The sequence below is a fragment of the Pseudoalteromonas sp. CH_XMU1449-3 genome (assembly GCF_037027245.1).
GTDB lineage: Bacteria > Pseudomonadota > Gammaproteobacteria > Enterobacterales > Alteromonadaceae > Pseudoalteromonas > Pseudoalteromonas shioyasakiensis.
In genome coordinates this window covers 178,707-204,274 of record NZ_JAYMDY010000004.1, presented here as the reverse complement: position 1 = coordinate 204,274, position 25,568 = coordinate 178,707, and the positions used below count along the sequence as shown (strand labels likewise).

At 41.8% G+C, this 25,568-nt stretch carries 24 protein-coding genes; 15 read left to right on the top strand and 9 right to left on the bottom strand.

Annotated features, from left to right (window positions below):
• Positions 1-74 precede the first annotated feature (74 nt).
• On the bottom strand, positions 75-1,937 hold the full coding sequence (locus tag WA256_RS07280) for a M28 family metallopeptidase (protein WP_335990192.1): 1,863 nt from the start codon (positions 1,935-1,937) through the stop codon (positions 75-77).
• Positions 1,938-2,006: 69 nt separating this feature from the next.
• Positions 2,007-4,202, bottom strand: coding sequence for a M4 family metallopeptidase (locus tag WA256_RS07275; RefSeq protein WP_335990190.1), 2,196 nt, complete (start codon positions 4,200-4,202; stop codon positions 2,007-2,009).
• Positions 4,203-4,590: 388 nt separating this feature from the next.
• On the opposite strand from WA256_RS07275, the gene WA256_RS07270 reads away from it, so the two are divergent.
• Both WA256_RS07270 and WA256_RS07265 read left to right on the top strand, forming a co-directional pair.
• Positions 4,591-5,670, top strand: coding sequence for a mechanosensitive ion channel family protein (locus WA256_RS07270; RefSeq protein WP_335990187.1), 1,080 nt, complete (start codon positions 4,591-4,593; stop codon positions 5,668-5,670).
• 225 nt (positions 5,671-5,895) lie between these two features.
• Complete coding sequence (locus WA256_RS07265) at positions 5,896-7,179, top strand: cation:proton antiporter (RefSeq protein WP_250660556.1); 1,284 nt, start codon at positions 5,896-5,898, stop codon at positions 7,177-7,179.
• A 27-nt stretch (positions 7,180-7,206) separates the two neighbouring features.
• On the opposite strand, the gene WA256_RS07260 is transcribed toward WA256_RS07265, so the two are convergent.
• Both WA256_RS07260 and WA256_RS07255 read right to left on the bottom strand, forming a co-directional pair.
• Positions 7,207-8,172, bottom strand: a complete 966-nt coding sequence (locus WA256_RS07260) for a sensor domain-containing diguanylate cyclase (RefSeq protein ID WP_304637593.1) — start codon at positions 8,170-8,172, stop codon at positions 7,207-7,209.
• 90 nt (positions 8,173-8,262) lie between these two features.
• Complete coding sequence (locus tag WA256_RS07255; RefSeq protein WP_054563880.1) at positions 8,263-8,496, bottom strand: hypothetical protein; 234 nt, start codon at positions 8,494-8,496, stop codon at positions 8,263-8,265.
• A 344-nt stretch (positions 8,497-8,840) separates the two neighbouring features.
• Here WA256_RS07255 and hisG point away from each other — a divergent pair, with 344 nt between their 5' ends.
• Genes hisG through hisIE form a run of 8 tightly spaced genes read left to right on the top strand, consistent with a single transcriptional unit; the run spans position 8,841 to position 15,909 of the window.
• The gene (gene hisG, locus WA256_RS07250) at positions 8,841-9,740 is read left to right on the top strand and encodes an ATP phosphoribosyltransferase (protein ID WP_054563881.1); all 900 of its coding nucleotides are present in this window, start codon (positions 8,841-8,843) and stop codon (positions 9,738-9,740) included.
• Between the two features lie 6 nt (positions 9,741-9,746).
• Positions 9,747-11,048 (top strand): histidinol dehydrogenase, encoded by a 1,302-nt coding sequence (gene hisD, locus WA256_RS07245; RefSeq protein WP_062565652.1) that lies wholly within the window; start codon positions 9,747-9,749, stop codon positions 11,046-11,048.
• On the top strand, positions 11,038-12,135 hold the full coding sequence (gene hisC / locus WA256_RS07240) for a histidinol-phosphate transaminase (RefSeq protein WP_335990179.1): 1,098 nt from the start codon (positions 11,038-11,040) through the stop codon (positions 12,133-12,135). Before hisD ends, hisC begins: the two co-directional genes overlap by 11 nt.
• Positions 12,132-13,193 carry a bifunctional histidinol-phosphatase/imidazoleglycerol-phosphate dehydratase HisB gene (gene hisB, locus WA256_RS07235; RefSeq protein ID WP_054563884.1) on the top strand — a complete coding sequence of 354 codons (1,062 nt, stop codon included), beginning with the start codon at positions 12,132-12,134 and terminating at the stop codon, positions 13,191-13,193. Before hisC ends, hisB begins: the two co-directional genes overlap by 4 nt.
• Positions 13,190-13,780, top strand: coding sequence for an imidazole glycerol phosphate synthase subunit HisH (hisH, locus tag WA256_RS07230; RefSeq protein ID WP_335990176.1), 591 nt, complete (start codon positions 13,190-13,192; stop codon positions 13,778-13,780). The genes hisB and hisH overlap by 4 nt, the downstream gene beginning before the upstream one ends.
• A 28-nt stretch (positions 13,781-13,808) precedes the next feature.
• Complete coding sequence (locus tag WA256_RS07225; RefSeq protein WP_063529097.1) at positions 13,809-14,543, top strand: 1-(5-phosphoribosyl)-5-[(5-phosphoribosylamino)methylideneamino] imidazole-4-carboxamide isomerase; 735 nt, start codon at positions 13,809-13,811, stop codon at positions 14,541-14,543.
• Positions 14,525-15,304, top strand: coding sequence for an imidazole glycerol phosphate synthase subunit HisF (hisF, locus tag WA256_RS07220; RefSeq protein WP_054552014.1), 780 nt, complete (start codon positions 14,525-14,527; stop codon positions 15,302-15,304). The genes WA256_RS07225 and hisF overlap by 19 nt, the downstream gene beginning before the upstream one ends.
• On the top strand, positions 15,295-15,909 hold the full coding sequence (hisIE, locus tag WA256_RS07215) for a bifunctional phosphoribosyl-AMP cyclohydrolase/phosphoribosyl-ATP diphosphatase HisIE (protein WP_054552013.1): 615 nt from the start codon (positions 15,295-15,297) through the stop codon (positions 15,907-15,909). The genes hisF and hisIE overlap by 10 nt, the downstream gene beginning before the upstream one ends.
• A 33-nt stretch (positions 15,910-15,942) precedes the next feature.
• Here hisIE and WA256_RS07210 read toward each other — a convergent pair whose 3' ends face one another.
• Positions 15,943-16,833: a LysR family transcriptional regulator gene (locus tag WA256_RS07210; protein WP_063529096.1), complete on the bottom strand. Its 891-nt coding sequence runs from the start codon at positions 16,831-16,833 to the stop codon at positions 15,943-15,945.
• Between the two features lie 111 nt (positions 16,834-16,944).
• Between WA256_RS07210 and WA256_RS07205 the strand changes: the two genes are divergently transcribed.
• On the top strand, positions 16,945-18,132 hold the full coding sequence (locus tag WA256_RS07205; protein ID WP_269407149.1) for an MFS transporter: 1,188 nt from the start codon (positions 16,945-16,947) through the stop codon (positions 18,130-18,132).
• A gap of 195 nt (positions 18,133-18,327) precedes the next feature.
• The gene (locus WA256_RS07200) at positions 18,328-19,290 is read left to right on the top strand and encodes an alpha/beta hydrolase (RefSeq protein WP_335990171.1); all 963 of its coding nucleotides are present in this window, start codon (positions 18,328-18,330) and stop codon (positions 19,288-19,290) included.
• A gap of 107 nt (positions 19,291-19,397) precedes the next feature.
• Here WA256_RS07200 and WA256_RS07195 read toward each other — a convergent pair whose 3' ends face one another.
• Positions 19,398-20,312: an AraC family transcriptional regulator gene (locus tag WA256_RS07195; RefSeq protein WP_251601812.1), complete on the bottom strand. Its 915-nt coding sequence runs from the start codon at positions 20,310-20,312 to the stop codon at positions 19,398-19,400.
• Positions 20,313-20,488: 176 nt separating this feature from the next.
• Here WA256_RS07195 and WA256_RS07190 point away from each other — a divergent pair, with 176 nt between their 5' ends.
• Positions 20,489-20,980, top strand: a complete 492-nt coding sequence (locus WA256_RS07190) for a (R)-mandelonitrile lyase (protein ID WP_105181850.1) — start codon at positions 20,489-20,491, stop codon at positions 20,978-20,980.
• A 14-nt stretch (positions 20,981-20,994) separates the two neighbouring features.
• Positions 20,995-21,342 (top strand): cyclophilin-like fold protein, encoded by a 348-nt coding sequence (locus WA256_RS07185; protein WP_175080651.1) that lies wholly within the window; start codon positions 20,995-20,997, stop codon positions 21,340-21,342.
• A gap of 69 nt (positions 21,343-21,411) precedes the next feature.
• Here WA256_RS07185 and WA256_RS07180 read toward each other — a convergent pair whose 3' ends face one another.
• The 3 genes from WA256_RS07180 to WA256_RS07170 all read right to left on the bottom strand — a co-directional run bounded on the left by WA256_RS07180 (position 21,412) and on the right by WA256_RS07170 (position 24,572).
• On the bottom strand, positions 21,412-22,791 hold the full coding sequence (locus WA256_RS07180) for a serine hydrolase domain-containing protein (RefSeq protein WP_335990167.1): 1,380 nt from the start codon (positions 22,789-22,791) through the stop codon (positions 21,412-21,414).
• A gap of 165 nt (positions 22,792-22,956) precedes the next feature.
• A complete protein-coding gene (locus tag WA256_RS07175; protein WP_335990166.1) occupies positions 22,957-24,138 on the bottom strand; it encodes an NAD(P)-dependent alcohol dehydrogenase in 1,182 nt (393 codons plus the stop codon).
• Between the two features lie 11 nt (positions 24,139-24,149).
• Positions 24,150-24,572 carry a (R)-mandelonitrile lyase gene (locus WA256_RS07170; protein ID WP_054563895.1) on the bottom strand — a complete coding sequence of 141 codons (423 nt, stop codon included), beginning with the start codon at positions 24,570-24,572 and terminating at the stop codon, positions 24,150-24,152.
• Positions 24,573-24,835: 263 nt separating this feature from the next.
• Here WA256_RS07170 and WA256_RS07165 point away from each other — a divergent pair, with 263 nt between their 5' ends.
• The gene (locus tag WA256_RS07165) at positions 24,836-25,498 is read left to right on the top strand and encodes a hypothetical protein (protein ID WP_335990164.1); all 663 of its coding nucleotides are present in this window, start codon (positions 24,836-24,838) and stop codon (positions 25,496-25,498) included.
• The last annotated feature ends 70 nt before the right edge of the window (positions 25,499-25,568 follow it).

The window sequence follows — 25,568 nt, the reverse complement described above, 5'->3', positions numbered from 1 at the left end:
AACTGACTTGCCAAGGGCAAGACTAAATGAGGAAGCAAGGCTTCCTCATGGTTAAAAGTATGATTGGGTTTAAATCATTGTCCTTGAATCGTTAATGTAACGCCCGATGCTGCTCGGTAACCTTGTAAATCTATGTACCAAGTGCCAGCTTGTGGGTTATCAAATTGACAACTTTCTTCGTTACCATTTTTGTACGGCCGACATAGATAATTTGAACTTGTTGACGCTGAGCCATAATTAACATACAAATCTGCATCGCCACTACCGCCTGAAATAGTCACCGTTAAATTACTGAGGCCTGTGGGTATTTGTTGAGTAAAGCGCTGCCAACTTCCGGTAGCCACACTCACGTTTGTCTCAGTTCGGTCAACGTTTTCGCCACCACCTGAGGTGCTATAACTTCCCGTGAGTGACACATTCGAAATCTCATTCCACGCTTCAACCATGACATGATACGTGCCAGTTTGAACTGACGACATCACACAGCTTTCATTACTTGTAGAGGTTGTGCTTTTACAATCAAAGTCCTGTAAACTCGGCTTACTACCAAATTTAATGTATAAATCGGCATCGCCCGAGCCGCCCTCGGTTACAAACTCAAGGTTACTGCTCATTGCAGGTACCTCAAGCGTAAAGAATAACTGATCTTTTGCTGCGCCCGACAAACCTGTTTTAGCTACGCCATTTTCAAGCTGATTAGTCGGCTCAGTTACCACATCACCAGCGTTCTTTGCCATTTCAGCAACATAGCTCACTGCCAATTTTGCAAATTTACTGGCGTGAGCCGCATCAAATTGGGCATCATTTGATGTGTGGATCAATGGGTTAATATCACTCATTGTTGATTCAAATGGCATTGAGGCGGCAAACCCTTGTTGATACCAAGAGGCATGATCTGAGCAGCCATAACCACATTGATCAAAGCCATAGCTCACTGTGGGCTGGTAAGCATCAAGCAACTGCGATAAATACTGATTTTGCGATGAGTTAGTGTAATCAGTCATCATCACAATATCTGTGCTGCTGCCGTTATTACCAGTCATATCAAACTGCACCATGCCTACAACATTCTTACCCTGTGTTTTATAACTTTGAGCAATATCTTTTGAGCCCCTAAGACCCACTTCTTCAGCAGCAAACCCCATAATTTGAATGGTTCGCTGAGGTTGGTAGTTATTTTCCACAATTGCTTTGAGGGTTTGTGTGAGCACTGCAATACCAGAGGCATTATCATCTGCACCAGGAGCACGACCATTACTTGGATTAGACTGATTGATTGAGTCTAAATGACCACCAATAACGACGATTTCATCTGCTTTTTCTGCACCAGGAATAGTCACAATAACTGATGATTGCGAAAAACTATGGTTAAAATACTCAACGCTTATATCATTGCGGCTACTGGCTATTTGCTGCCAATGGCTCTTTAACCAATCAGCTGCATCAACACCACTTTGCACTGAATAATATCGGTTATGAAAGTTCATCATGCTATTAACCGTATCGCTCAGTTCGCTACTATCAATCGATGATATTAGTGCGTTAACTGTCGCGGCATTATCAATACTGTAGTTTACTAGGCTCGCATTCATAGCTGTCTGAGCTACAGTATTTAATTGCTGAGTATAGAGCTCGGCATCTGCTAATGAGTCATGGGCTACAAAACCACCGCAGCGATGATAGTTATCGTGCATAAACTCACTTAACCCAGCGATATCCTGCTTGTTAACGCGCATAAAATTAACTTGATTCAAAGCCGATTTTTGCATCGCAAAATTGCTGTTTAATTTACGTTTACTCAGTGTATCTTGTTGAAAGTGCTCTGCAGCAAGGGCATCAATGGTGACCCAAATTGTTTCGTCTTGCGCTGCATAACTTAGTTGGCTCAGTGACAGTGTGGCAAAGCCCACTAAGCACTGTGTTAGGCGGGTTGTCATAATCAATCCTTTTATGATTTGCATTTTAATGAAAATAAAAAAGGGAGCCGAAGCTCCCTAAAAGGGTGGCTAGTTAGCCGAAATGGTGAGTGTTACACCACTTGCAGCGCGATAGCCGCGAAGGTCGATATACCAAGTACCCGCTTGTGGGTTTGAAAATGTGCAGGTTTCACTATTGCCATTTTTATAAGGACGGCAATCATAGCTAGATGTTGTCGATTGCGAACCAAAGTTCACATACAAGTCAGCATCACCAGAGCCACCAGAAATAGTCACATCAATAGATGAATAACCAGCATCTAGCTCTTGCGTGAAACGAGTCCAGCTATTTGTGCCAACACTTAAGTTAGACTCAGTACGGTTAATCGGTGTTACACCACCACCGCTGCCCGAATCAAAGCTACCTGTAAGTGATACACCAGAAATTTGATTCCACGCTTCTACCATTACGTAGTAAGTACCCGCTTGTACATTACTGATAGCGCAGCTTTCTGTGCTAGTAGATGAAGTGCTTTTACAATCAAAGTTGCTCAGTGTTGGTTTTGCGCCATACATAACGTAAAGGTCTGCATCACCACTTCCACCTGTTGTATTGAATTGTAAATTCGTTGCGTCTGCTGGTACTTCAAGAGTAAAGAACATTTGCTCTTTCGCTGCGCCACTGATCCCTGTGCGTGCAACGCCATTGGTTAGCTCTTCATCACCGCTTGGAGGTGGCTCAGTTGTGCCACAGCTACTACCCGCACTTAAGCTTGAAGTCACACCAACCGCCGCAAGTGCCGCTTGAACATCGGCTGGGTCATAGCTTAAATCACACGCCGCATCCATCACGCCGTTACCTGCTAAATCCCAGTTTGTGCTGGCAGTCCAGTAAAGTTGGTTAGCGCGCGCCATCACAACAAACGCCTTTTGCGTATCCCAACCAGGTGTGGTTGCAAGGTTATAAAATGCCTTGTTGAATACACCTGAGCTGTAGTGCACATCCATACCAGAGTAATAGTTGTTTTGATGATCAATTGAGCTGCCATCTTGGGTAGGGTTATTCATGTAACGTAATGCACCGTTACCTTTAAAGATTTCCTGACCCACCAACCAGTCATTTGAGCCTTTCATGTAAAACTCAGCCGCTTCACCTGCCATATCAGAGAACGCTTCATTCAAACCACCTGATTTACCAGAATAAACGAGGCCTGAGTTTTGCTCGGTAAAACCGTGGCTTACTTCATGTGCTGATACGTCAAGACTTACCAGTGGATAGAAGGTATTTTGACCATCACCAAAGGTCATAGCACTACCATCCCAAAACGCATTTTCGTAATTACTGCCGTAATGAACGCGCATTTTTAATTGGAAAGTTAATGGTGCAGTGCCTATCCAATCGTTATACATATTAAAAATTACGTTACCGAAATAATGCGCATCATTTAAAGGCGAGTACGCACCGTTAATTTCTTTAAAGGTATTTTCAGGACATGTAAACGAATACGCTGTCGAACCACTTGTACTACCATTTAAGTTAATGGTTCTTACATTGGCGTTATTCATCGTACAAGTATTGCCAGATTGGGTAACATCTAGACTATCAAAGTCAGTACCGTAGATGTATTTACCGGTTTTTAAGTTACCACCAGGGCCTGTTGCACTAGCATGTTGTAAGTTATCGAAGCTAAATAAAACTTCACCGCTGTTGGCATCAATAATCTGATACGGACGAGATGGGTTATCGCCATAAGTCACATAAGATACTTCATACACTAGGTGTGCAACGCTGTCTTCATCAAGCCAAATTGCTAAACGTGACTGTTCATTATGCTTTTTTAACCCAACCGATTTAATTGCAGCAGGTGAATTAGCAAGGCCTTTCGCCATTGCTTTTTTCTTGTTAAGTGCCGGAGACACTGAGTCGATGTCGGCGGCGATATCATACACCGCTGCACCATGTGCACGTTTTAATTGACCATTATCATCAAATGTTAGGCTAACCGTATCGCCGATAACTGGTAGACCTTGATACATCTGCTGATAACGACGCGTAGTGTTGCCGTTACTGGTTTTGATTTCTTTTAATACAACTAAATCATTCCCTGCACCTAAACCAACTAACTGATTTGGATTTGCACTCAATACTGATGACGCATTGGTTTGCAAAGCTTGGTTAATCCCTGTTTGTTCGTTTAGGTATTTCTTGTTCGCAGCTACTGCACTTGTTGCTTGAGTCAAAGCAAAAGCAGCAAGAGTTGCTAATGTGATTTTAGATAAATTCACGTTTACGCTCCGTTAGATTGTTATGTATTTAATATTTTCCTAGTAACCGGACTGCACTGTTCCCGATTAGTGACCAGCCTAGATTGAATGGAGCGAAATTGAAAATGAAACAAAAAATTTACAAATAAAGTATTAGCTCTAAAATAAAAACCCTTAATTAACAGCAGGATAATAAATTTCAAGTTTATTAATTGTTAACAGGTAAGCCGGACGTGTAAATTTATTGATACAAAATAATAACATTTATTAAACATTTGTACCTTTTATTTGTTTTTATTTTGCTCACCTTATTATTTGTGATTCACAGCTAAAAGGATTAGATATCCATAAAAAAGTCTGGGTACATAACTTGCAGCAATGCCAAGTATCTAGGATTTAAGGACTAAGCATGATTACTGATCTGATACAAAACGAATGGCTAAATGAGCCATGGCTGGTCGTCATTGGTGGTACTGTATTAGCCGCCACAGCTTTGTTTTTATTAAAGTTTGTGATCATCTATTGCTTAAAGAAATGGACCCAACGAACCGACTTTGTTTTCGACTCATTACTGGTTGACTCACTGTCTACACCATTGACCTTGTGCACAATGATGGTGCTTGTGATCATTTTTGGTCAGTTATTAAACACCACCGGCTTTATGGCTGAGCACCCCTTACCTATTGCGGCCACTGCTAAAGCCATTTGTATTTTTGCCTTAGTGTTATTTTTAGATCATTTTTTATTTGGTACCGTTGATTATTACAGTGCCCGCTCAGTGGTAGTTTCCAATAGTCATAGCATCATTAAAGGCTTAATCCGCTGCGCAATTGTGTGTGTTGGCTTATTGGTGTTATTAGGCACGTTGGGTATATCAATCACTCCGATTATTGCCTCTTTGGGCATTACCTCTCTTGCCGTCGCTTTGGCTTTACAACCGACACTCGAAAACTTCTTTTCTGGCGTTCAGTTGGTGATTGATAAACCTATTCGGGTCGGCGACTTTATAGAGCTTGAAAGTGGCGATCAAGGCTTTGTTGAGAAAATTGGTTGGCGCTCAACCTGGGTAAGAATGTTGCCAAATAACATGATAGTGATCCCCAATAGTCAGCTGTCTAAATCACGCATCATTAACTATTTTTACCCAGAAAAAGAGCTCAGCGTCCCCGTTGAAGTGGGTGTTCATTATGGCTCAGACCTTGAAAAAGTTGAGCAGGTTACGTTAGATGTTGCTAAGCAGATATTAAAAAGCCATGAATGGGGCGTCGATGATTACGAAACCTTTGTGGTCTTTCATACATTCGATCAATCAAGCATTAATTTTACGGTGATGTTAAGAGCAAAAGAGTACTTTAACCGCTTTTGGGTAAAATCAGCCTTTATTAAAGCATTACACCAACGTTACACAGAAGAAGGAATTGTTATTCCTTACCCAATCAGAGCTATTAATACCAGCCAAGAATCAGCCCAGTTTAAACAGGCTGATTGACCTAACTGAACTTATCATAATTGCGCTTTTGTCAGGTTTATTTTGTCTCTTTTGAGACATTATTAACAGCGATTATACATATGCAATCAGCGCCTTGAATTTTTACTCTAAAATGTCATAAAAATCGCATAAACACTGTGACATACCTATTTTAGAGGCGTACTATATGCGGCCAGAAAGTGACTGCTTTCTGCGTCTTGTTATACAAATATTTAAGGTCAAACAATGAATGCTTGGTACCTCATTTGTTTTCTTTCAGCATTAGCTATTTTTATTGCTTTTGCTAACCAATTCATCCTCAAAATGCAAACTACGATTGCTATAACAACTGGCTCTGTTGTTATTTCTTTACTACTTATTCTTGCCGTTAAAATGCTCGGTGATAGCACGGCCCTCGAAATGACTCAAATTGTCTCAAGTATCAACTTTAATCAGTTGCTATTAAAAGGCATGCTCGGGTTTTTACTGTTCGCAGGTGCGCTGGAAATCAACTTAGCAGCCCTTCGTAAGCAACGCTGGGAAATTACCGCATTAGTGTTATTTTCAACCATAACCTCAACGGTCATTGTTGGTTACTTAAGCTATTATTTGTTTGCTTTTGTAGGCTGGCCTGTACCGTTTATTTACTGCTTGTTGTTTGGTGCTTTAATCAGCCCAACCGACCCGATTGCAGTGTTAGCCATTATTAAACAAATGCGAGCCCCAGAAGGTATTTCTGTGCAAGTTGAAGGTGAGTCTTTGTTTAATGATGGTATTGGTTTGGTGATTTTCACAACGATATTTTCAGTGGCCTTTTATGGCACCGAAGCCACCTTTACTGACGTTGCTGAATTGTTCTTAGTTGATGCAATTGGCGGTATCGTGTTTGGTCTCGTGATTGCACTAGTCGGGCATTTTTTAATTATTAATAGCCGCGATGTGAACATTCGTTTGCTACTAACCTTGACCATTCCAACAGCCGGCTTTGCAGCTGCGAATATTTGGGAAATCTCAGGTGCGCTTGCTATGGTCACCAGTGGTATTTTACTTGGCAATATTACTCGTTCAAAAGCAACAGAGCGAACTGGGCCTGAAGATACTCGCTACGTGAAAGACTTTTGGCATGCCACCGATAGTTTTTTAAACGCCTTGCTGTTTTTGATTATCGGTATGCTCATCGTCACTATGCCGATTACTCTTGAAGAAATTGGCTTAGGTTTACTGATGGTACCTGTGGTGTTGCTAGCGCGATTTTTAAGTGTAGGTGCGCCATTTGTATTCTTTAAAAAGTATCGCCAATACGATAAGCACTCAGTGAAAATACTCACTTGGGGTGGCTTACGGGGTGGTTTAGCGCTGGCAATGGCAGCTGCTATCCCACGCGATCAAGTAATGATTGCAGGCTCAGACCTTCACAACTTAATTGTAATTGTCACCTACGTGGTAGTGATTTTCTCGATTATCGTACAAGGTTTAACAATTTCGCCGCTGATCCAAAGTAGTATTCAATCCGCAGAAGCGAAAAATTAAGCACTGCTTTTTACTTTAAAGGCTCGATTATCGAGCCTTTTTTTGTGCTTTATCGGCATACATTCGCGCGTCTGCAACAGCGAGTAACTTCGTCAGTGAACAAGGTTGCTGATCAGAAAAATCGGCAATGCCATAAGAAAAGCCAAGTTCAACTTGGTTATTAAAGCTATTAGGTAAGTCACTGAATGACAACAATAAGCGTTGCATTATGGTGTCGCATTCGCTGCTATTTAAATCTGTAAATAAAATCACAAACTCATCACCGCTCAAACGTGCATATAAATCAGCCTTGCGACAACAGTTCTCTAGTAATCCTGCAAAATCTCTCAGTACTCTATCCCCGGCTGCATGACCAAATTTATCGTTAATTGCTTTAAAATTATCTAAATCAATAAACACTAATTTTGCTTTTAAATGCTGGCGAATACACAAATCAAGATAATGCTCTGCTGTGCTAATAAAACCGCGACGATTAGGCAATAAAGTAAGCTCATCGGTAGTGGCTAACTGCATGATTGCAAACTCTCGTTCTACGATTGCAGCAAAGTCTATTAACGATTTAATTTCTTGTTTGTTAAAACTGCGCGGTTGATGATCGATAAGGCACAAAGTGCCAATTCTATTTCCTGATTTAAGTGTAATTGGGCAGCCCGCATAAAAGCGAATATTTGGGTCACCCATTACCAGTGGGTTGTCTGCAAAGCGCTTATCGTTTAAAGCATTTTCAACCACAAGCGGGTCTTTGTATAAAATAGCATGGGCGCAAAATGAAATGTCTCTTGCGGTCTCTGTTACATCAAGCCCTACACATGACTTAAACCACTGTCTGTGCTCGTCAATTAAACTGATAACACAAATTGGTACAGAGAAAAATTGCTGGGCAAGGCGAGTGATTCGGTCAAAGGCGGGTTCACTTTGAGAGTCTAAAACATCTAATGAGCGAAGCTCTTCAAGCCTAGCTTGCTCATTTAATGGCACTGAGGGTCGTTCCATTGAATTGCCTTGTAAGTTACAACACAAGTGTTTCTTAACGTTAGCAGAAAAAACCGCACAGTTGCATAAAAACAAATTTTATATTGAGTATTAAGCCCATGTATCTAGGTGTTTATTACCCTCTTCATCTTCTTCTATGGCACTTTTGTTGCCTTTATCTTCTTTTTTTGCAGCTTTTTTACGGCGTTCTATTTCACGTTTTTGACGCTTTTCAAGCTCAATTCGCTGCACGTTCGCATCTTTTACGCCCGCAATATGAAACGCACCTTTACTTTCCAACTGTAAGCGCGTAATTCGACCTAAAAAGGGGATCATGATATCCATTTGTACCTCCTATCTATCCATTTATTATCGGCAGTTATAGCATATACTTTAATTTCGCAAAAAAATGCTTGCCAAAGATTAGCAAAGCATGTTTATCTATATACGTAACTTATTTAAACAGATTTACGCACTGGTTTACACAAACGAGTGCAATACAGGAAAAATTATGCGCTTCAATCTGACAACTATCCATCATCACCATCATTCACCGGAATAGCCTGTCAGGTTTTTCGCTGAGAGGTTATTCCTAAAAGGAACCTCTGGCGAGCAATCAACCAAATTATTTATTTTCGCCCTGAGGTTCCCTCGGGGTTTTTAGTTTTTGAATTAAAGGAAAATGAATAATGAGCAATACCAACCGTTTACGAATCGCCATCCAAAAAGGCGGCCGCTTATCAAAAGACTGCCAAGAGTTACTAAAGCAACTTGGTGTTAAATTAAATCTTCGTGAACAACGTTTAATCGCACACTCTACCAACATGCCAATTGACGTACTACGCGTGCGAGATGACGATATTCCGGGCCTAGTAATGGACGGTGTGTGTGACTTAGGTATCGTTGGTGAAAACGTACTTGTTGAAGTTCAAGCTGAACGCGAACGCCAAGGCGTGGCATTCGAAGTAAACAAACTTTCTAAACTTGATTTTGGTTACTGCCGCCTAGCACTTGCATGGCCACAAGAACTTGGCCCACAAGATAAAAGCTGGTTTGAAGGTAAACGCATTGCCACTACCTACCCAGAAATCTTAAGCCAATACCTAAAACGTGAAGGCATTAATGCAAGCACAGTCATGTTAACAGGCTCTGTTGAAGTTGCACCGCGTGCTGGTTTAGCTGATGCAATTTGTGACTTAGTGTCTACTGGCGCAACCTTAGAAGCTAATGGCTTAATGCAAGGCGACACCATCTTAGAATCAAATGCATGTTTAATTCAAAACAAAGACCTTACTGATCAAAGCAAACTTGATTTAATCAACACGTTAATGCCGCGTTTACGTGGTGTGCGCCAAGCAAAAGAAAGTAAATACATTATGCTACACGCACCAAAAGCAAAGCTTGATGAAGTATGCGACTTACTACCAGGCACAGGCCAACCGACTTTACTATCACTTGCTGGTAGCGACGATTATGTAGCACTACACATGGTTAGCAGCGAAACCCTTTTCTGGGAAACAATGGAACAGTTAAAAGCACTGGGTGCCAACTCAATTCTTGTTATGCCAATTGAAAAAATGATGGAGTAATTATCCATGTTTCGCTGGAATGAGGAAAATCAACAAGCACAGCAGGCGGTTCTTACCCGCCCTGCTGTTACTGCAAGTAAAGAGGTTGAAGCAATTTGTATCGACATCTTAAATGCAGTTAAAACTGAGGGTGACGCAGCGTTATTAAAAATGGCAAAAGAGTTTGATAAGCGCGAAACACCTCGCTTATTAGTGCCAATTGAAGAAATTAATCAAGCTGAGCAGTTATTATCAAACGAGTTAAAAGCCGCCATCGAAACGGCCTATGCCAATGTAAAACGTTTTCACCAAGCACAATTACCAAAAGACATTAAGTTAACAACGCAACCTGGCGTATTGTGTGAACTTAAATATCAAGCCATTGAAGCGGTAGGCATTTACGTGCCAGGTGGCAGTGCGCCACTGCCATCGTCAGTGATTATGCAAGGGGTACTTGCACAGTTAAGTGGTGCACAAACCGTTGTGCTTACTACACCTGTAAAAGCCGATGAAACTATCAACCCAGCCATTTTATATGCGGCAAAACTATGTGGTATTAAAACCATTGTAGAAAGTGGCGGCGCCGGAGCGATTGCAGCAATGGCATACGGTACAGAATCAGTGCCTAAGGTGAACAAGATTTTTGGCCCGGGAAATAGCTTTGTCACCATGGCAAAACAACTTGTTGCGCAAACTATTCCGGGCATGGCGATTGATATGCCAGCGGGCCCTTCTGAAGTGCTAGTGATTGCTGATGAGCGTGCAAACCCAGAGTTTATTGCGGCAGATTTATTATCGCAAGCAGAGCACGGTGCGGATTCACAGGTTATTTTACTGTGTAACAGCGAACGCATTATTGAAAAAACACAGCAAGCATTAACAGAGCAGCTAGCAAAGTTGAGTCGTAAAGACACTGCCGAGCAAGCCCTTGCTAACTCAAGCTTGATATTAGTCGACTCGGTTGAGCAAGCCTTTGCAGTGTCTGCTGAATATGGCCCTGAGCACCTTATTCTTCAGCTTGCTGATGCGCAGCCTTATTTAAGCTTAGTGAAAAATGCCGGCTCAGTATTTGTAGGTGATTACACTCCGGAGTCTGCCGGAGACTATGCATCGGGTACGAACCACGTACTACCAACGTATGGTTACAGTGCGACCTATTCGAGCTTAAACTTACTGGACTTCTTTAGAACTTACACAGTGCAAACCATCAGTAAAAATGGCTTACGTGAATTATCTAAAGCAATTTTACCTTTAGCTGCAGCAGAGGGGCTTGATGCTCACGCTAATGCTGTTTCAATTCGTCTTGAGGCTATGAACAATGAGCGATAATTCAAAAATAACAACGCTGTTGCCAGATAACATTGCAGCGCTTACAGCCTACAGTTCGGCGAAAAGTGAAAAGCTGACAGGCACAACCTGGTTAAATGCCAATGAAAGCCCTTATTCTCGTACGCCAAATATCAATTTAGCTGATTTAAATCGCTACCCAGATCCGCAGCCTCAGCAAGTGATCAATCGTTACGCTTGCTATGCTAATTTAGAGCCAGAGCAAGTACTGATGACTCGTGGCGCTGATGAAGGTATTGAGCTATTAGTACGTACTTTTTGTAGCCCAGCTAAAGATAGCATCGCACTCTTTTTGCCAACTTACGGCATGTACAAAGTCACTGCTGATACCCACAACATTGCGATTAACGGTTTAACTCAAGAGCTGTTATTAAAAGGCACGGTTGATGAAATTGTCACTGCAGTTGCTGATTCAAAGCTGGTGTTTATTTGTAACCCAAATAACCCTACCGGCAGCATGACAAGCTTAGACAAAATCAGAAAAATCACCCAACAACTTGCGGGTAAAGCGATTGTAGTGGTTGATGAAGCTTATATAGAATTTTGCCCAGAACAAACAGCGGCAAGCCTAATCAACGAGTTTAGTAACCTTGTGGTACTAAGAACCTTATCAAAAGCATTTGCACTTGCGGGTTTAAGAACAGGCTTCACGCTAGCCAACAGCGAGCTGCTTGCACCTATTCGTAAAGTGATTGCGCCTTACCCTGTATCAACGGTGGTGGCGAGCATTGCAGCAGATGCATTAAGTAGTGACAACATCGCTTCAATGCGCCGTCAGGTGACTATTCTAAATAGCTTAAAAGGCAAACTGAAAAGCTGGCTTGAGCAATCACCTGCTGTTATCAAAGTACTGAGCGGTGAAGGTAACTTCGTCACCTTAAAACTAAAAGACAAACAATCATTTAATATCGCACTTGAGCAAGGACTCGTGATGCGTGCCTTCACCTTATATGGCGAAGATGATTGGTTACGAATTTCTATCGGTAACGAGCAAGAACTAGAACAAGTTAAAGTTTGGTTAGATGGCTTATCACTGACCAGTAAAACAGTAGAACAGGAATTATCATGAGCAACCCATATTTATTTATTGACCGCGATGGCACGATTATCGAAGAGCCTATCACCGACAAACAGGTTGATAGCCTAGAAAAATTAGTGTTTTTGCCAAATGTGATCCCTGCTCTATTACAACTTCAAGCGGCAGGTTACCGCCTTGTTATGGTATCTAATCAAGATGGTTTAGGCACTGATAGCTTCCCGACCGCTGATTTTGATATTGCTCAAGACAAGATGATGGATATCTTAAATAGCCAAGGGATTAAATTTGATGAAGTTCTGATCTGCCCTCACTTTGATGAACAAAATTGTGACTGCCGCAAACCAAAAACTGGCTTACTTACTGAGCTGATGCGCTCAGGTAAAGTCGATTTAGCACGCTCATTTGTGATTGGTGACCGCCAAACAGATATCGGACTTGCCAATAACTTATGTTGTGAAGGCATTTTGTATGACGGCAGCTGGGATGCCATTGTCACTAAGCTGACAACAGCAAACCGTGAAGGTCGCGTTACTCGCAACACCAAAGAAACGCAAATCGATGTGCAAGTTAATTTAGACCAAACAAAAAATGGCGAAATTAGCACTGGCCTTGGCTTTTTCGATCACATGCTTGACCAAATTCGTACACACGCCAATATCGGACTTAATATTCAAGCCACTGGCGACTTACACATTGATGAGCACCATCTAGTTGAAGATATCGGCATTGCACTTGGCCTTGCCCTTAAACAAGCGCTAGGTACAAAAACACAAATTGGTCGCTATGGTTTTGCACTCCCTATGGATGAATGTAAAGCAGAAGCGCAAATTGATTTATCGGGCCGTGCTTCGTTTGTTTTAAATGCTGATTTTAGCCGTGAAAAAGTCGGCGACTTAGACGTACAAATGGTTGAGCACTTCTTTAAAAGCTTAAGTGATAATGCCGCCATGAGCCTTATTTTGTCGGTTAGCGATGGTAATTGTCACCACCAAGTTGAAGGCCTTTTTAAAGCGTTTGCAAGAGCACTTCGCGCTGCGATTGCAAAAGATGCTTCGCAACAAACAGCAAGCTCTAAGGGGTGTTTATGATTGCCATAATTAATACCGGTTGCGCCAACATTAACTCTGTTCGTTTTGCCTTTGAACGCTTAGGGAAAACGCCTGAGGTGATCACCTCACCTGAGCAACTAAAAAGCTTTGAACGTGCCATTTTACCCGGCGTAGGTCATGCTTCTGTTGCCATGAAACGCTTAAAAGACGGTGGTTGGCAACAAGCAATTGATGAATATCAGCGTCCGTTGATGGGCATTTGTTTAGGCATGCAATTACTTTGCGACAGCACTGAAGAAGGCAATGTTGATTGCCTTGGCAAAATTCCAGGTATTGTTAAGCACTTAGATGTAGGTGAATTAACTTCACCGCACATGGGCTGGAACGACCTAAGTGTATTAAAAGAGCATGCCCTCACCAAAGGGTTATCAGCGCAAGATCAAGTGTACTTTGTGCATAGCTTTGCTCACACAGTGAACGATGCCACCCTAGTTAGCGGTGAATACGGGCAAGCTTTTTCAGCAATTGTTGCCAAAGATAACTACGCAGGCATGCAGTTCCACCCAGAGCGAAGCGCCAAAGTAGGCACCCGACTTTTACAAAACTTTTTAGATTGGCAGCTGTAAGCGCAGCAAAAAAATAAGAGAAATAAACGTGATTATTCCAGCACTCGATGTATTACAAAACCAAATTGTGCGCTTATACCAAGGTAAGTATGATACCGCACAATTTTACCCTTACGAACTTGGCGCACGCTTACAAGAGTACGCAAATAGCGGCGCAGGCAAACTGCACTTAGTTGATTTAGAAGGGGCACGCGATCCAAATAAAAAACAATGGCAGCATATTCAAGCTGCAACCAAAGCGCTAAATGTCCCATATCAAGTTGGCGGTGGTATTCGCTCTGAGCAAGATGTTGCTGATTGGCTTGAAACCGGTGCTAACCAAGTCGTGATTGGCTCAATGGCCGTTGAAAAGCGTGAGCAAGTAAAGGCGTGGATTGAAAAATTTGGCAGTGAACACTTTGTTATCGCACTAGATGTTAATAAAACTGACAACGGCTGGGCACCAGCAACACATGGTTGGTTAAGTGAATCTGAGTTTGGCTTGTTCGAACTTGTTGATTTTTACGTGGCACTGGGTGTGGTTGATTTTCTGTGTACTGACATCAGCAAAGACGGCACCATGACCGGCCCTTCGTTTGCACTTTATGAAGATTTAACCAACCACAACAGTGAGATTAAAGTTCAAGCATCAGGCGGTGTAAGCTCACTGGATGATATTGCAAAGCTGAAAAAACTGGGTGTTGGCGGTGTTATCTTAGGTAAATCATTACTCGATGGTGCCTTTAATGTTGAGGAGGCGCTAGCATGTTATCAAAACGCATAATCCCTTGTTTAGATGTAAAAGACGGCCAAGTCGTTAAAGGTGTTAAATTTAAAGGCCATGAAGTGGTTGGTGATATTTTAACGCTTGCTAAAGCTTACAGCGATGCCGGTGCGGATGAACTGGTGTTTTATGAAATCAGTGCCAGCGTCGAAAAACGCCTACTTGATGTCAATTGGGTAGAGAACATTGCGCGCCACATTGATATTCCATTTTGTGTGGCTGGCGGCATTAAATCTGTTGCCGATGCAGCACGTGTTTTAGAACGTGGTGCAGATAAAATCAGTATTAATAGCCCTGCAATTGCTCGCCCAGAGCTTATCAAAGAATTACACGATGAGTTTGGTAAACAATGCGTAGTTGTGGGTATTGATAGCTTTTATGATGAAAACACTGGCGAGTATTTAGTCTACCAGCTGACTGGCGACCCAAATGCATCAAGCCGTACTCGCTACAAAACCGAAGAATGGGTTAAGCGCGTGCAAGACCTAGGCGCTGGTGAAATCGTACTAAATTGCATGAATCAAGATGGCGTGCGTAAAGGCTACGACAATGTTCAGCTATCAAAAATGCGTGCACTGTGCGATATTCCACTAATTGCATCGGGCGGCGCAGGGACGATGCAAGACTTTGTTGATGTGTTTCAACAAAGCCAAGTTGATGGCGCGCTCGCTGCCAGCGTATTTCACAAGAACGTCATTGATATTGGCGAACTAAAACAATTTTTAACTGATAATAATGTAGCGGCAAGACTATGCAATTAACTAAAGACACTCTTTCTCAAGTCGATTTTGCCAAAAGCGAATTGATCCCAGCTATCGTGCAAGATGCACGCTCTGGGGTGATTTTAATGCAAGGCTTTATGAATCAAGACGCATTAGCTGCCACTTTCGACAAACAAAAAGTAACCTTTTACTCGCGTTCTAAAGAGCGCTTATGGACAAAAGGCGAAACATCAGAAAACTACCTTGAAGTCGTTTCTGTACACACCGATTGTGATTACGACTCACTATTAGTACTGGCAAACCCACTTGGGCCAACATGCCACCTTGGTACACAAAGCTGCTTCGGCGATGATGCTAAACCTAGCTTGTCGTTTTTAGCTGAGCTTGAACAAGTGATTGTCTCGCGTAAAGACGATGATCCAAGCAAAAGCTACACTGCGTCTTTATTTGCAAAAGACTTAAGCCGTAGTTGCCAAAAAGTAGGTGAAGAAGGTGTCGAAGTTGCCCTTGCAGCCATGAAACATGATAACGATGAATTAACCAATGAATCGGCAGACTTACTGTATCACTTAACCGTGTTATTACAGCGCCAAGGCCTATCGCTGGCTGATGTGGTTAGCTGTTTACAAGGCCGCCATAAGTAATAAATATAGAGTGTGGTATCTAAATACCGCACTCTATTGCTGTTTTAACGCTTCTAACACAATTTTAAATGCCGGAGACGGTTGCCTTCGGCTCGGGTAATACAAATAATAACCGGGAAATGCGGGGCACCAATCAGCTAACACTTTAATTAAATTACCATTTTTTATATGCTCACCAAACTCTTCTTCTGGTAGAAACGCAATACCTAACCCCTTTAACGCCGCCTCAACAATATGATGAGAGGTATTAAAGATTAATTGACCGCGTACATTCACATTAAGTTCTTCACCCTCTTTTTCAAACTCCCACGCATATAAACCGCCATGGGTCGGAAAGCGAATGTTGATACAATTATGTGCAGTAAGATCCTTTGGTGTTTTAGGCTTTTGATGCTTAGTAAAATACTCAGGGCTTGCAACGGCTGCCATATTGAGCTCTTTACCAATAGGCACTGCAATCATATCTTTATCTATAGTTTCGCCAAGGCGAACACCAGCGTCGATACGCTGAGCAACAATGTCTGTGTAGCCATAGTTAACATTAAACTCAATATTAATATCTGGGTATTGCTTTAATACATTGGCCAGTTTTGGGAGTAATGTGTTCTGAATGATAAAATCACCACAAGTAATTTTTACCGTACCCGCAGGTTTGTCTCTGAGTTCAGTTAAGGCTTCTAGCTCATTTTCGATATCATCAAAACGATGCCCGATTGCATTGAGTAAACGCTCCCCGGCGAGTGTCGGTGATACGCTTCGAGTTGTTCTGGTTAACAAACGAATATCTAAGTTTGCTTCTAGTGAACGAATAGCTTGACTCAAGGCAGACTGAGTTATGCCTAACTGAGCAGCAGCACGCGTAAAACTGCCAGTTCTTGCCACAATGACAAAATAGTTCAATTCATTGAGGTTTTGTTTGATCATCCACCAGCCTATTAATAAGTATTACTAATAAAGCATATTAGTATTCATTAGCTAGTCTATTCAACCTATGTCTGAAAAAATACTCCATCACATTTAACTGTATGGACTAGCATGACAAATTACTCAACCTATCAAGATGATCAGCCTATCGAGCAGCAAGCTAATTGGAGTGGGGTTTTTGCGATGACATTATGTATTTTCGCCTTAATAGCCTGCGAGTTTATGCCTGTAAGCTTATTAACACCTATGGCTGAAGATTTATCAATTAGTAAAGGCATGGTTGGTCAGGGGTTAGCAATATCTGGCTTTTTTGCGGTGGTCACAAGTCTATTCATGAGTCCTTTATTTGCTAAAAGTGATCGAAAAACCTTACTAGTCGCTCTGACCTTGATAATGCTACTGTCAACTTTAACAATCTCTGTAGCTGATAGTTACGCTGTTTATATGCTTGGTCGTGCGTTAATCGGCTTAGTCATTGGTGGCTATTGGTCACTTTCAACTGCTTCTGCAATGCGCTTAGTTCCCGAGGAAAAAGTGCCTAAAGCACTGGCAGTATTTAATGGTGGTAATGGTCTTGCCATGATAATTGCAGCACCACTTGGCAGTTATTTAGGCAGTGTTCTTGGCTGGCGAGGCGCGTTTATGTGTTTAGTGCCATTTATCGCTATTGCTGTATTTTGGCAATGGCAGGCTTTGCCTAGCATGCCAGCTCAGCAGCAATCAAAAGGACCTTTTTCTGCATTTAAGTTATTTAAAAAGCCACTCGTCCGTTTTGGTATGCTAGCTGTCGCGCTGCTATTTATGGGGCAATTTACTTTATTTACCTATGTAAGGCCCTTTTTAGAGTCAGCGTTTCAAGCCACCAGCCAACAAGTCTCTATGGTGTTATTTGTTATTGGTTTTGCAGGCTTTATTGGCACCTTATTGATCAGTAAGGTCATAAAACTCAGTTTAGCGTTTGCATTAATAGCTGCCCCTACGGTTATGGCTTTAATAGCATTTTGTTTAGCTAATCAAATATCTCTTTTTAACATCAACATCGTATTACTTGGATTATGGGGGTTAATTGCAACTGCAGCGCCTGTTGCTTGGTGGAGCTGGGTAGCTCGTGCTTTACCAAAAGATGCTGAAGTTGCAGGAGGATTGATGGTAGCAATTATTCAATTTTCGATAGCGCTAGGCTCAACATTCGGCGGCATATTATTCGATGTTTATGACTACCCTATCACCTTCTTTGTTAGCGCAGCTATCTTATTTTTTGCAGCCATTGCCAGCTATTTCACTATAAAAACACCCTAAAAAATCATTAGGTGCTCATACTTGGGCTACCTAATGTTCATTTTAAGCACATAAAGATACATTCGACACTTTTAGGCAATAAATCGACTGTTCTAATATAACGCCAAACTGCACAAATAACCGACAATAACCTCATCAAAGCTGCATTGTGAAAACAAATTGCAGTCCCTGTTAATCAAAAAATAGGAGAGTGTTATGACAACCTCAACTGATAATTTTTACCAAAGCGATGCTGTTAACTTTGAAAAAGTAATTTTCAAAAACCAATTACAAATGAATGTAGTCGGTAATCTTTTTACACCTAAAAATGCAGAGAAAGGTGCGAATCTTCCAGCACTTGTAATTGGTCATCCTATGGGTGCGGTAAAAGAGCAAAGTGCTACTTTATATGCAACTAAACTTGCAGAGCTAGGCTTTGTAACTTTGGCAGTTGATCTTAGCTTCTGGGGCGAAAGTGACGGCGAACCACGTAATACTGTACTACCTGATTTATACGCAGAGTCATTCAGTGCCGGTGTCGATTACCTTGCTAGCCGTTCATACGTCAACAAAGAAAGCATTGGTGGTTTAGGTGTATGTGGTAGTGGTGGTTTCATCATTAGTGCCGCAAAAATTGACCCACGTATCAAAGCTGTGGCAACAGTTAGTATGTATGACATGGGTGGCGCAACGCGCAATGGTTTAGGCAACTCTATTGATCTTGATATGCGTAAAGATATGCTTGATGAGGCTTCAGAGCAACGTAATGTTGAGTACCTTGGTGGCGAAGTACAATACACTGGCGGCTGCCCCCATCACATTGATGAAAGCTCACACCCAATTGCAAAAGAGTTTTATGACTTTTACCGCACTGAGCGTGGCGAATATACACCAGAGCGATCATCAGCAGATTTAACAACACACCCAACATTAAGCAGCAATGTGCGTTTTATGAACTTTTATCCATTTAACGATATTGAGACTATTTCACCACGTCCATTACTGTTTGTTGCTGGTGAACACGCTCACTCATTTGAGTTTAGCCAACAAGCCTATGATTTAGCTGCTGAACCTAAACAATTATTGGTTGTACCAAATGCAGGTCATGTTGATTTATATGATGATGTGGGTTTAATTCCATTCACTAAAATTGCTGAATTTTTCACAGCAAGTCTTTAACTAAAACGTGTCATGGTAACGAATGGGACATAGGGATATGCCCATTCGTTTTTTATACCAATTCGCTTAATTAACTATTATTGCCCATTGGTATTATATGTAGCCGGCTATTTAGCCGTTGCTAAAAACGCCTCTACATCTCGTTTTGGTGATAAACCAAAAAACCGAGAATACTCACGAGAAAATTGTGAAGGGCTTTCGTAGCCAACCTTAAAAGCAGCACCTGAGGCATCCATACTCTCGCCAACCATCAACCTTCTTGCTTCCATTAACCTTAAACGCTTTTGATATTGCAACGGGCTCATTGAAGTTAGATCTCGAAAATGATGGTGGAAAGTCGATTTACTCATTTTCGCAAGACCCGCTAAGTCCTCTACACTCAAGGGTTGATCATAGTTTTCTTTTAACCACTTAACACTACGTGCAATTCTAAGCCCTTGGCTACCTGTTGACACTATATGACGAAGCTCCGCCCCATGCTCACTGTTAAGTACACGCCAAAAAATTTCGCGTTTAATTAATGGTGCCAGCACTGGCATAGACTCAGGATCATCAACCAGATCAATTAATCGTGTAAAAGCGTTAAGTAGTGGCTCAGTCATCTCACCTAAGGTCATTCCCTTATTGAGTGATTGCTTGTTTAATTTGTCGAGCGGTATTTGCGAAATCAGTTCACCTAACATAGCCAAATCAAGCTTTAACACTAAGCCTAAATAAGGTGCGTCGTCTTTTGCTTCAAGAACTTGCATTTTTGCAGGCAAATCAATAGAGGTAATCAAATATTTGTGTGGGTCATACTTGAAAACATCTTCGCCCAAGGTCATGCTTTTTGCCCCTTGTAGCACCAGTGCAATACTTGGTTCAACCACACACATTGAACAAGAGGTGGCGGCCTGTGTTTGTCGATAAAAAAACAAATCCTCAATCACGCTATCAGCGGTTTCTTGCTGGCCAATAAGCGGCGCAATCTTATCTGCTAAAGCAGCGCTCATTTTAGCAATAGCATCATAATCTGAATGCATAACCAACCCAATTATATTCAAGATACTTAACTATACGCTCGGTTATACAATATTGACCAGTGGTAAATTTGCCGCCTCGGACTAATAGGCAATAACTTGCGTGCATTGTACTTTTTAAAGGCACAGTTTTTAGCCAAAATGAAGATTCGTTCGGTTACAAACACATGGAGAAAAGTATGAAGTATATTATCGGTACCCTTATCTTAACGATGAGTGCATTTAGTCATGCAGAAAACGCCTCTTCACAACGTTTAGAATTACCGCAAATCACAGTGCAAAAAAATGGCACTCAGTACCCAATGACTGGGCTCGACAAGTATTTCACGGGCAAAGTACGCGTCGAGCCTAGTTTCCAAGCTCATGGCGAAGCGAAAGCCGCTGGTGCCATGGTAACCTTTGAGCCAGGTGCTCGCACAAACTGGCACACTCACCCTGTTGGCCAAACCTTAATTGTTACATCAGGTATGGGTTGGGTTAATCAGTGGCACGGACAACCTCAGGTTATAAAACCAGGTGACGTTGTACATATTCCTGCTAATGTTAAACATTGGCACGGTGCTACAGATAAAACAGCCATGATGCACTTAGCTATTCAAGAGTCAAAAGACGGTAAGGTTGTTGATTGGTTAGAGCCAGTAACAGATAAGCAATATTTAAAAAAGCAGTAAAGATGGTAAGTGAAATGCAAATAAAATTCACCAGTAACGGCAAAACTATGCAAGCGACTTTAGAAAGTAACAATGCCGCTAAGCATTTTTATCAACTTCTACCACTGACTCTAAAAGTAGAAGACTTTGCCAATGCTGAGAAAATTGCCACTTTACCAGAGAAATTAAATCTACAAGGCTTACCTGCTGGGACCGATGCCGGCGCAGGAGACATTACTTATTACGCACCTTGGGGTAACCTTGCGCTCTTTTATAAGCAGCAAAGTTATGCAAATGGTCTGATAAAACTTGGTAAAATAACGGGCGATAGTCAGTTTTTTAAAAGTTTAGGCCAAGCGGATGTCACTATAGAGCCCTTGTAGTAGATACTAACTCTCCAGTTAGCAAAGCTGCTTCTGTACGCCACAAAGCAGCTTTTTTATTGCCTGACTTTATCTGCCCAGTGCTTTTAAAACATCACGAGCAAAATCATGCTCACTAAAGCCTTTAAGCCCTGCAAGGTCGTACCCTCGCCTAACAATCACTATCTGCTCGCTTGGAATGATCACTAAAAATTGACCACGGTTACCTCGCGCTGCAATAGTATCGTTTGGTAATTCAGGGAAACGTTCATTATAAAGCCACCACTGTGCGCCGTATCCTGGTGCCGTTTCTGGGGGTTGAGCAGGGGCAGGTTTACTAATATAACTTAACCAGTCTTTAGGTAATATTTGATCCCCTTGCCAGCGGCCATTATTCAGGTGTAATAGCCCTAAGCGAGCAAGATCCCTAGAAGTAGTCCACACTTGCGATGACAAAATAAAGTCACTTTGCCAATCTGACTCTAAAAATGTGTGCTGCATACCGATTTTATCGAGTAAATTGTCATATGGATAACGTAAATAGCTTGCTTCATCGTTAAACGTTTCTCGTAAGGTACGTAGCGCTAACATGGTGTCGTTATTAGCGTATTTCCAACGGCTACCTGGCTTAACTTCTAACGCAGTATGCGTTGCTGTGTCAGACACTAAACCTCCGCCCATATAGACACGATCCGTACGATTGCCCGCTTTATTACTGTCTAAGCCCGATGCCATATGAAGCAAGTTTTCAAGGGTAATTTCGCCGCGTGGGTCAAGCGGGTGAGACCAGCTTTCAAGCCCCGCAGGCTTAGTAACATCAAGTCGCTTTTGCGCTACCGCCACACCAATAATGCTCGCGCCAATACTTTTTGCAACAGACCAAGTACGCTGGGCAGTTTCAGGGGTAAAACCTGCTTTATATTGCTCTGCTAGAATCGCCTCAGGGCTTGCTATTAAAATTGCTGAAGTTCGTGCGCCTTCACCATAATGACGAGTAAAAGCCTGTGCAATAACCTCATCAAGCGCCTTATTGCCCGTCGCTTTATTAACACCATTTAGCATTTGCCAAGGCTTACCATCATCCTTTTGGTAGGCTAAGTTTTCTTTAAACGGTACTTGCACGAGTGTTGCAGCTTTAAGGCTTGCCCCTACGGGTAAATCAACACAGCCTAAACGAGGCCGCCACACCGATATACGTTGCTTATCTTTATCGTAATCAACAATGACTCGTTTATGCTCAGTATCAATGTTCGCTTTTAGTGTTTTTACAGTATCTGCAATTAAAGGATAAATACCGGTAAGTTCATCAATATCGATTTGATCTTTGCTTTTGCCAGCGTTAAACGTGGCACTACAGGTAAAATTGGCGACGTACCCAGCGGCATAAGCGTTTAAAGTTGTATCTGTTTCTTCGCTACAAACAAAAAAACTGGAGCACAACAACGTACTTAGTAAGGTTATTTTTTTCATTATTACTCCTTAGGGGCCAAAGAGTTTAAGTTAGCAAAAGAAAAAAATAATGATATGTTTTTACGGCAGTATTCGCTCTTTAAGCGATAAATCACCGAATAAAAAAGGAACAACAAAAAACGCCATACTGGGTATGGCGTTTAGCTTACTCAATCTAAAAATTATTTAAAATGTTGAGGCATCAATTACATAACGATAGCGCGCTTTTTTATCCACCACGCTTTGCCATGCATCATTGATTTCAGAGGCTTTGATTAACTGGGTTGCTGGCAGAATATTATTCTTAGCACAGTAATCAACAACTTCTTGCGTTTCTTGCATATCACCAATTAACGAAGCATTAAAGTTTACGCGGCTTGCAGCCAATCCTAATGCATTCATGTTTAATGAAAACTCTTCTGGCATACCCACTTGGGTATACGTGCCGAATGGTTTTACTAATGAAGCATATTTAGCAATATCATATTTCACTGGCAAGGTATTAATTAAATAATCAAGCTGCGACTTATGCTCGTTGTAAGCGTCTTCACCGTCAACAACAACCACTTTAGCGCCAAAGGCTTTAATATCGGCTACTTTATCTTTAGAGCTAGTGAACGCATAGACATCAGCACCTTGCGACACAGCCAATTTAACAGCTAAGTGCCCAAGCCCACCAATACCAACAACACCTACTTTATCGCCTTTTTTCAAGTTAAATTTAAGCAACGGAGAATACGTTGTAATGCCGGCACATAATAAAGGAGCAGCATGCTCTAAACTAATGTTTTCAGGAATATGCACTGCAAAATGATCGCGAACAACAATGTTATTCGAGTAACCACCTTGTGTTATACCTGTCGGTGAGCGCTCATCAGGGTAGCCATAAGTGAACTTCGTTTCTGGGCAATATTGCTCGCCTTGATCTTTACAGCTATTACAGTCAAGACAGCTATCAACCATACAGCCTACACCAGCACGGTCGCCCACTTTAAACTTAGTCACATTCTTACCGACTGCTGTTACGATACCTGCAATTTCATGACCTGGTACTTGAGGGTATTGCTGTGCGCCCCAATGCCCTTTCATCTGATGAATATCTGAGTGGCAAATACTGGCGAATTTAATTTCGATTAAAATATCGTTATCGCCAACTGGGCGTCTTTCGAACTCCCATGGTTTTAGTAAGCCTGAATTATCAAAAGCCGCATAGCCACGAGATTTTATATTGCCATTTGCAAGCTGCTCAGATGATGCTGCAAATGAAGGCGCCGCAAAGCCACCTAATAAAAGGCCTGCACCTAAAGCTGAACTCGTTTTAATAAAATTACGACGTGATAAGTCTTGCGTTTCATGTTTGTCACACATTTCAATGTACCTTATGCTAAATAATCTTCATCTGAAACAGCTTCGAACCAGTCAACAGGTTTACCATCGAGTGCTTCTTGAACTGCTACATGCTTCATTGCACTATCAGCAGTCGCACCATGCCAGTGACGCTTTCCGCAGTTACACCAAATTAAATCACCTGGATTGATGACTGTTTTCTCACCACCCTCGCACTGTGTCCAACCTTGACCTTCTGTAACTAATAAAACTTGGCCGAGTGGATGAGAATGCCAATTTGTACGAGCTCCTTTTGAAAACTCCACCACAGCAACACCAACGCGAGCAGGTGCTGGTGCATTAAATAAAGTACTGATTTGCACTTTACCTGTGAAACATTCTGCTGGCCCTGCGATTGGATCTTGAGAACCTGACTTAATTACTTGCATATCGCTTGTTTGCGCTGAATCACTCATATGTTTCTCCTTGGGTTGCTTAGTTTTTGGTCTACTATTTCAGTCTAAAGCATCGCGAAAAACCATAAATGCCTGAAGCTCGCGCTTTCTTGCCTATTTGTGTAAAAAAAGTTTTTAAAGCCTTTAAACCTTTTTTATCAGCACCTGCGACTAAGCTAATAACACCACACATATGAAAGGGAAGAACCATGTTAAGTACAGTAAAAACACTCTCACTAATTGCCGCAGGCTTATTATCAGCACAAACATTTGCTTGAGGTGATATGCCACTACAAGAAACAAAAAACCTAACGCTAGATGCAGCCTCATTAAGCGCTTTAAAAGTAGAAGCGGGCTCTGGTTTTTTACACATTACTGGTAGTGACAGTGATGAAGTAACCGTTAAAGCCGAGATTTATCAAGAAAAGCCTCATGATGAATATTGCTTAAACCTTGAAGCCAAAGGCAATAACGCAGCACTTAGTGCAGGCCAGTGCGATTACCACACCAATAAGCAAACTCGCATTGATTTAACCGTTGCGATCCCTCGCTCATTTAATGTTGATGTACACGATGGCTCTGGTGAAATTATCATTAGCAAAGTTGCGAATACTGTGATCAACGATGGTTCTGGTTCAATTACCGCAAATGACATTACAGGCACATTAGAAATCAATGATGGTTCGGGTAGCATAGAGGCACGTAATATCAGCCGTGATATTAAAATTCATGACGGCTCAGGTAATATTGATGTTGCCAACGCACAGGGCAATATTGAAGTACACGATGGTTCTGGTGGTATCGAGTTAAATGATATTTCGGGTGATGTTGTCGTTTCAGATGGCTCAGGAAGCATTCGCGTTGATACTGCAGCAAACTTTGAGTTACTCAGTGATGGCTCTGGCTCAGTAAAAGTAACCAACATTGCAGGCAAAACCAAGATGTAAGCTTACGCTTTTATAGTTTTTAGCAACTAAAATGCCTTCCTTTGCGAAGGCATTTTAAATTGTAATAGCT

Excerpts from the sequence above, each read along its gene's own strand:
- WA256_RS07280 (WP_335990192.1), bottom strand. The coding sequence starts at position 1,937 with ATGACAACCCGCCTAACACAGTGCTTAGTGGGCTTTGCCACACTGTCA.
- WA256_RS07270 (WP_335990187.1), top strand. The coding sequence starts at position 4,591 with ATGATTACTGATCTGATACAAAACGAATGGCTAAATGAGCCATGGCTG.
- WA256_RS07265 (WP_250660556.1), top strand. The coding sequence starts at position 5,896 with ATGAATGCTTGGTACCTCATTTGTTTTCTTTCAGCATTAGCTATTTTT.
- WA256_RS07260 (WP_304637593.1), bottom strand. The coding sequence starts at position 8,172 with ATGGAACGACCCTCAGTGCCATTAAATGAGCAAGCTAGGCTTGAAGAG.
- WA256_RS07255 (WP_054563880.1), bottom strand. The coding sequence starts at position 8,496 with ATGGATATCATGATCCCCTTTTTAGGTCGAATTACGCGCTTACAGTTG.
- hisG (WP_054563881.1), top strand. The coding sequence starts at position 8,841 with ATGAGCAATACCAACCGTTTACGAATCGCCATCCAAAAAGGCGGCCGC.
- hisD (WP_062565652.1), top strand. The coding sequence starts at position 9,747 with ATGTTTCGCTGGAATGAGGAAAATCAACAAGCACAGCAGGCGGTTCTT.
- hisC (WP_335990179.1), top strand. The coding sequence starts at position 11,038 with ATGAGCGATAATTCAAAAATAACAACGCTGTTGCCAGATAACATTGCA.
- hisB (WP_054563884.1), top strand. The coding sequence starts at position 12,132 with ATGAGCAACCCATATTTATTTATTGACCGCGATGGCACGATTATCGAA.
- hisH (WP_335990176.1), top strand. The coding sequence starts at position 13,190 with ATGATTGCCATAATTAATACCGGTTGCGCCAACATTAACTCTGTTCGT.
- hisF (WP_054552014.1), top strand. The coding sequence starts at position 14,525 with ATGTTATCAAAACGCATAATCCCTTGTTTAGATGTAAAAGACGGCCAA.
- hisIE (WP_054552013.1), top strand. The coding sequence starts at position 15,295 with ATGCAATTAACTAAAGACACTCTTTCTCAAGTCGATTTTGCCAAAAGC.
- WA256_RS07210 (WP_063529096.1), bottom strand. The coding sequence starts at position 16,833 with ATGATCAAACAAAACCTCAATGAATTGAACTATTTTGTCATTGTGGCA.
- WA256_RS07205 (WP_269407149.1), top strand. The coding sequence starts at position 16,945 with ATGACAAATTACTCAACCTATCAAGATGATCAGCCTATCGAGCAGCAA.
- WA256_RS07200 (WP_335990171.1), top strand. The coding sequence starts at position 18,328 with ATGACAACCTCAACTGATAATTTTTACCAAAGCGATGCTGTTAACTTT.
- WA256_RS07195 (WP_251601812.1), bottom strand. The coding sequence starts at position 20,312 with ATGCATTCAGATTATGATGCTATTGCTAAAATGAGCGCTGCTTTAGCA.
- WA256_RS07190 (WP_105181850.1), top strand. The coding sequence starts at position 20,489 with ATGAAGTATATTATCGGTACCCTTATCTTAACGATGAGTGCATTTAGT.
- WA256_RS07185 (WP_175080651.1), top strand. The coding sequence starts at position 20,995 with ATGCAAATAAAATTCACCAGTAACGGCAAAACTATGCAAGCGACTTTA.
- WA256_RS07180 (WP_335990167.1), bottom strand. The coding sequence starts at position 22,791 with ATGAAAAAAATAACCTTACTAAGTACGTTGTTGTGCTCCAGTTTTTTT.
- WA256_RS07175 (WP_335990166.1), bottom strand. The coding sequence starts at position 24,138 with ATGTGTGACAAACATGAAACGCAAGACTTATCACGTCGTAATTTTATT.
- WA256_RS07170 (WP_054563895.1), bottom strand. The coding sequence starts at position 24,572 with ATGAGTGATTCAGCGCAAACAAGCGATATGCAAGTAATTAAGTCAGGT.
- WA256_RS07165 (WP_335990164.1), top strand. The coding sequence starts at position 24,836 with ATGCCACTACAAGAAACAAAAAACCTAACGCTAGATGCAGCCTCATTA.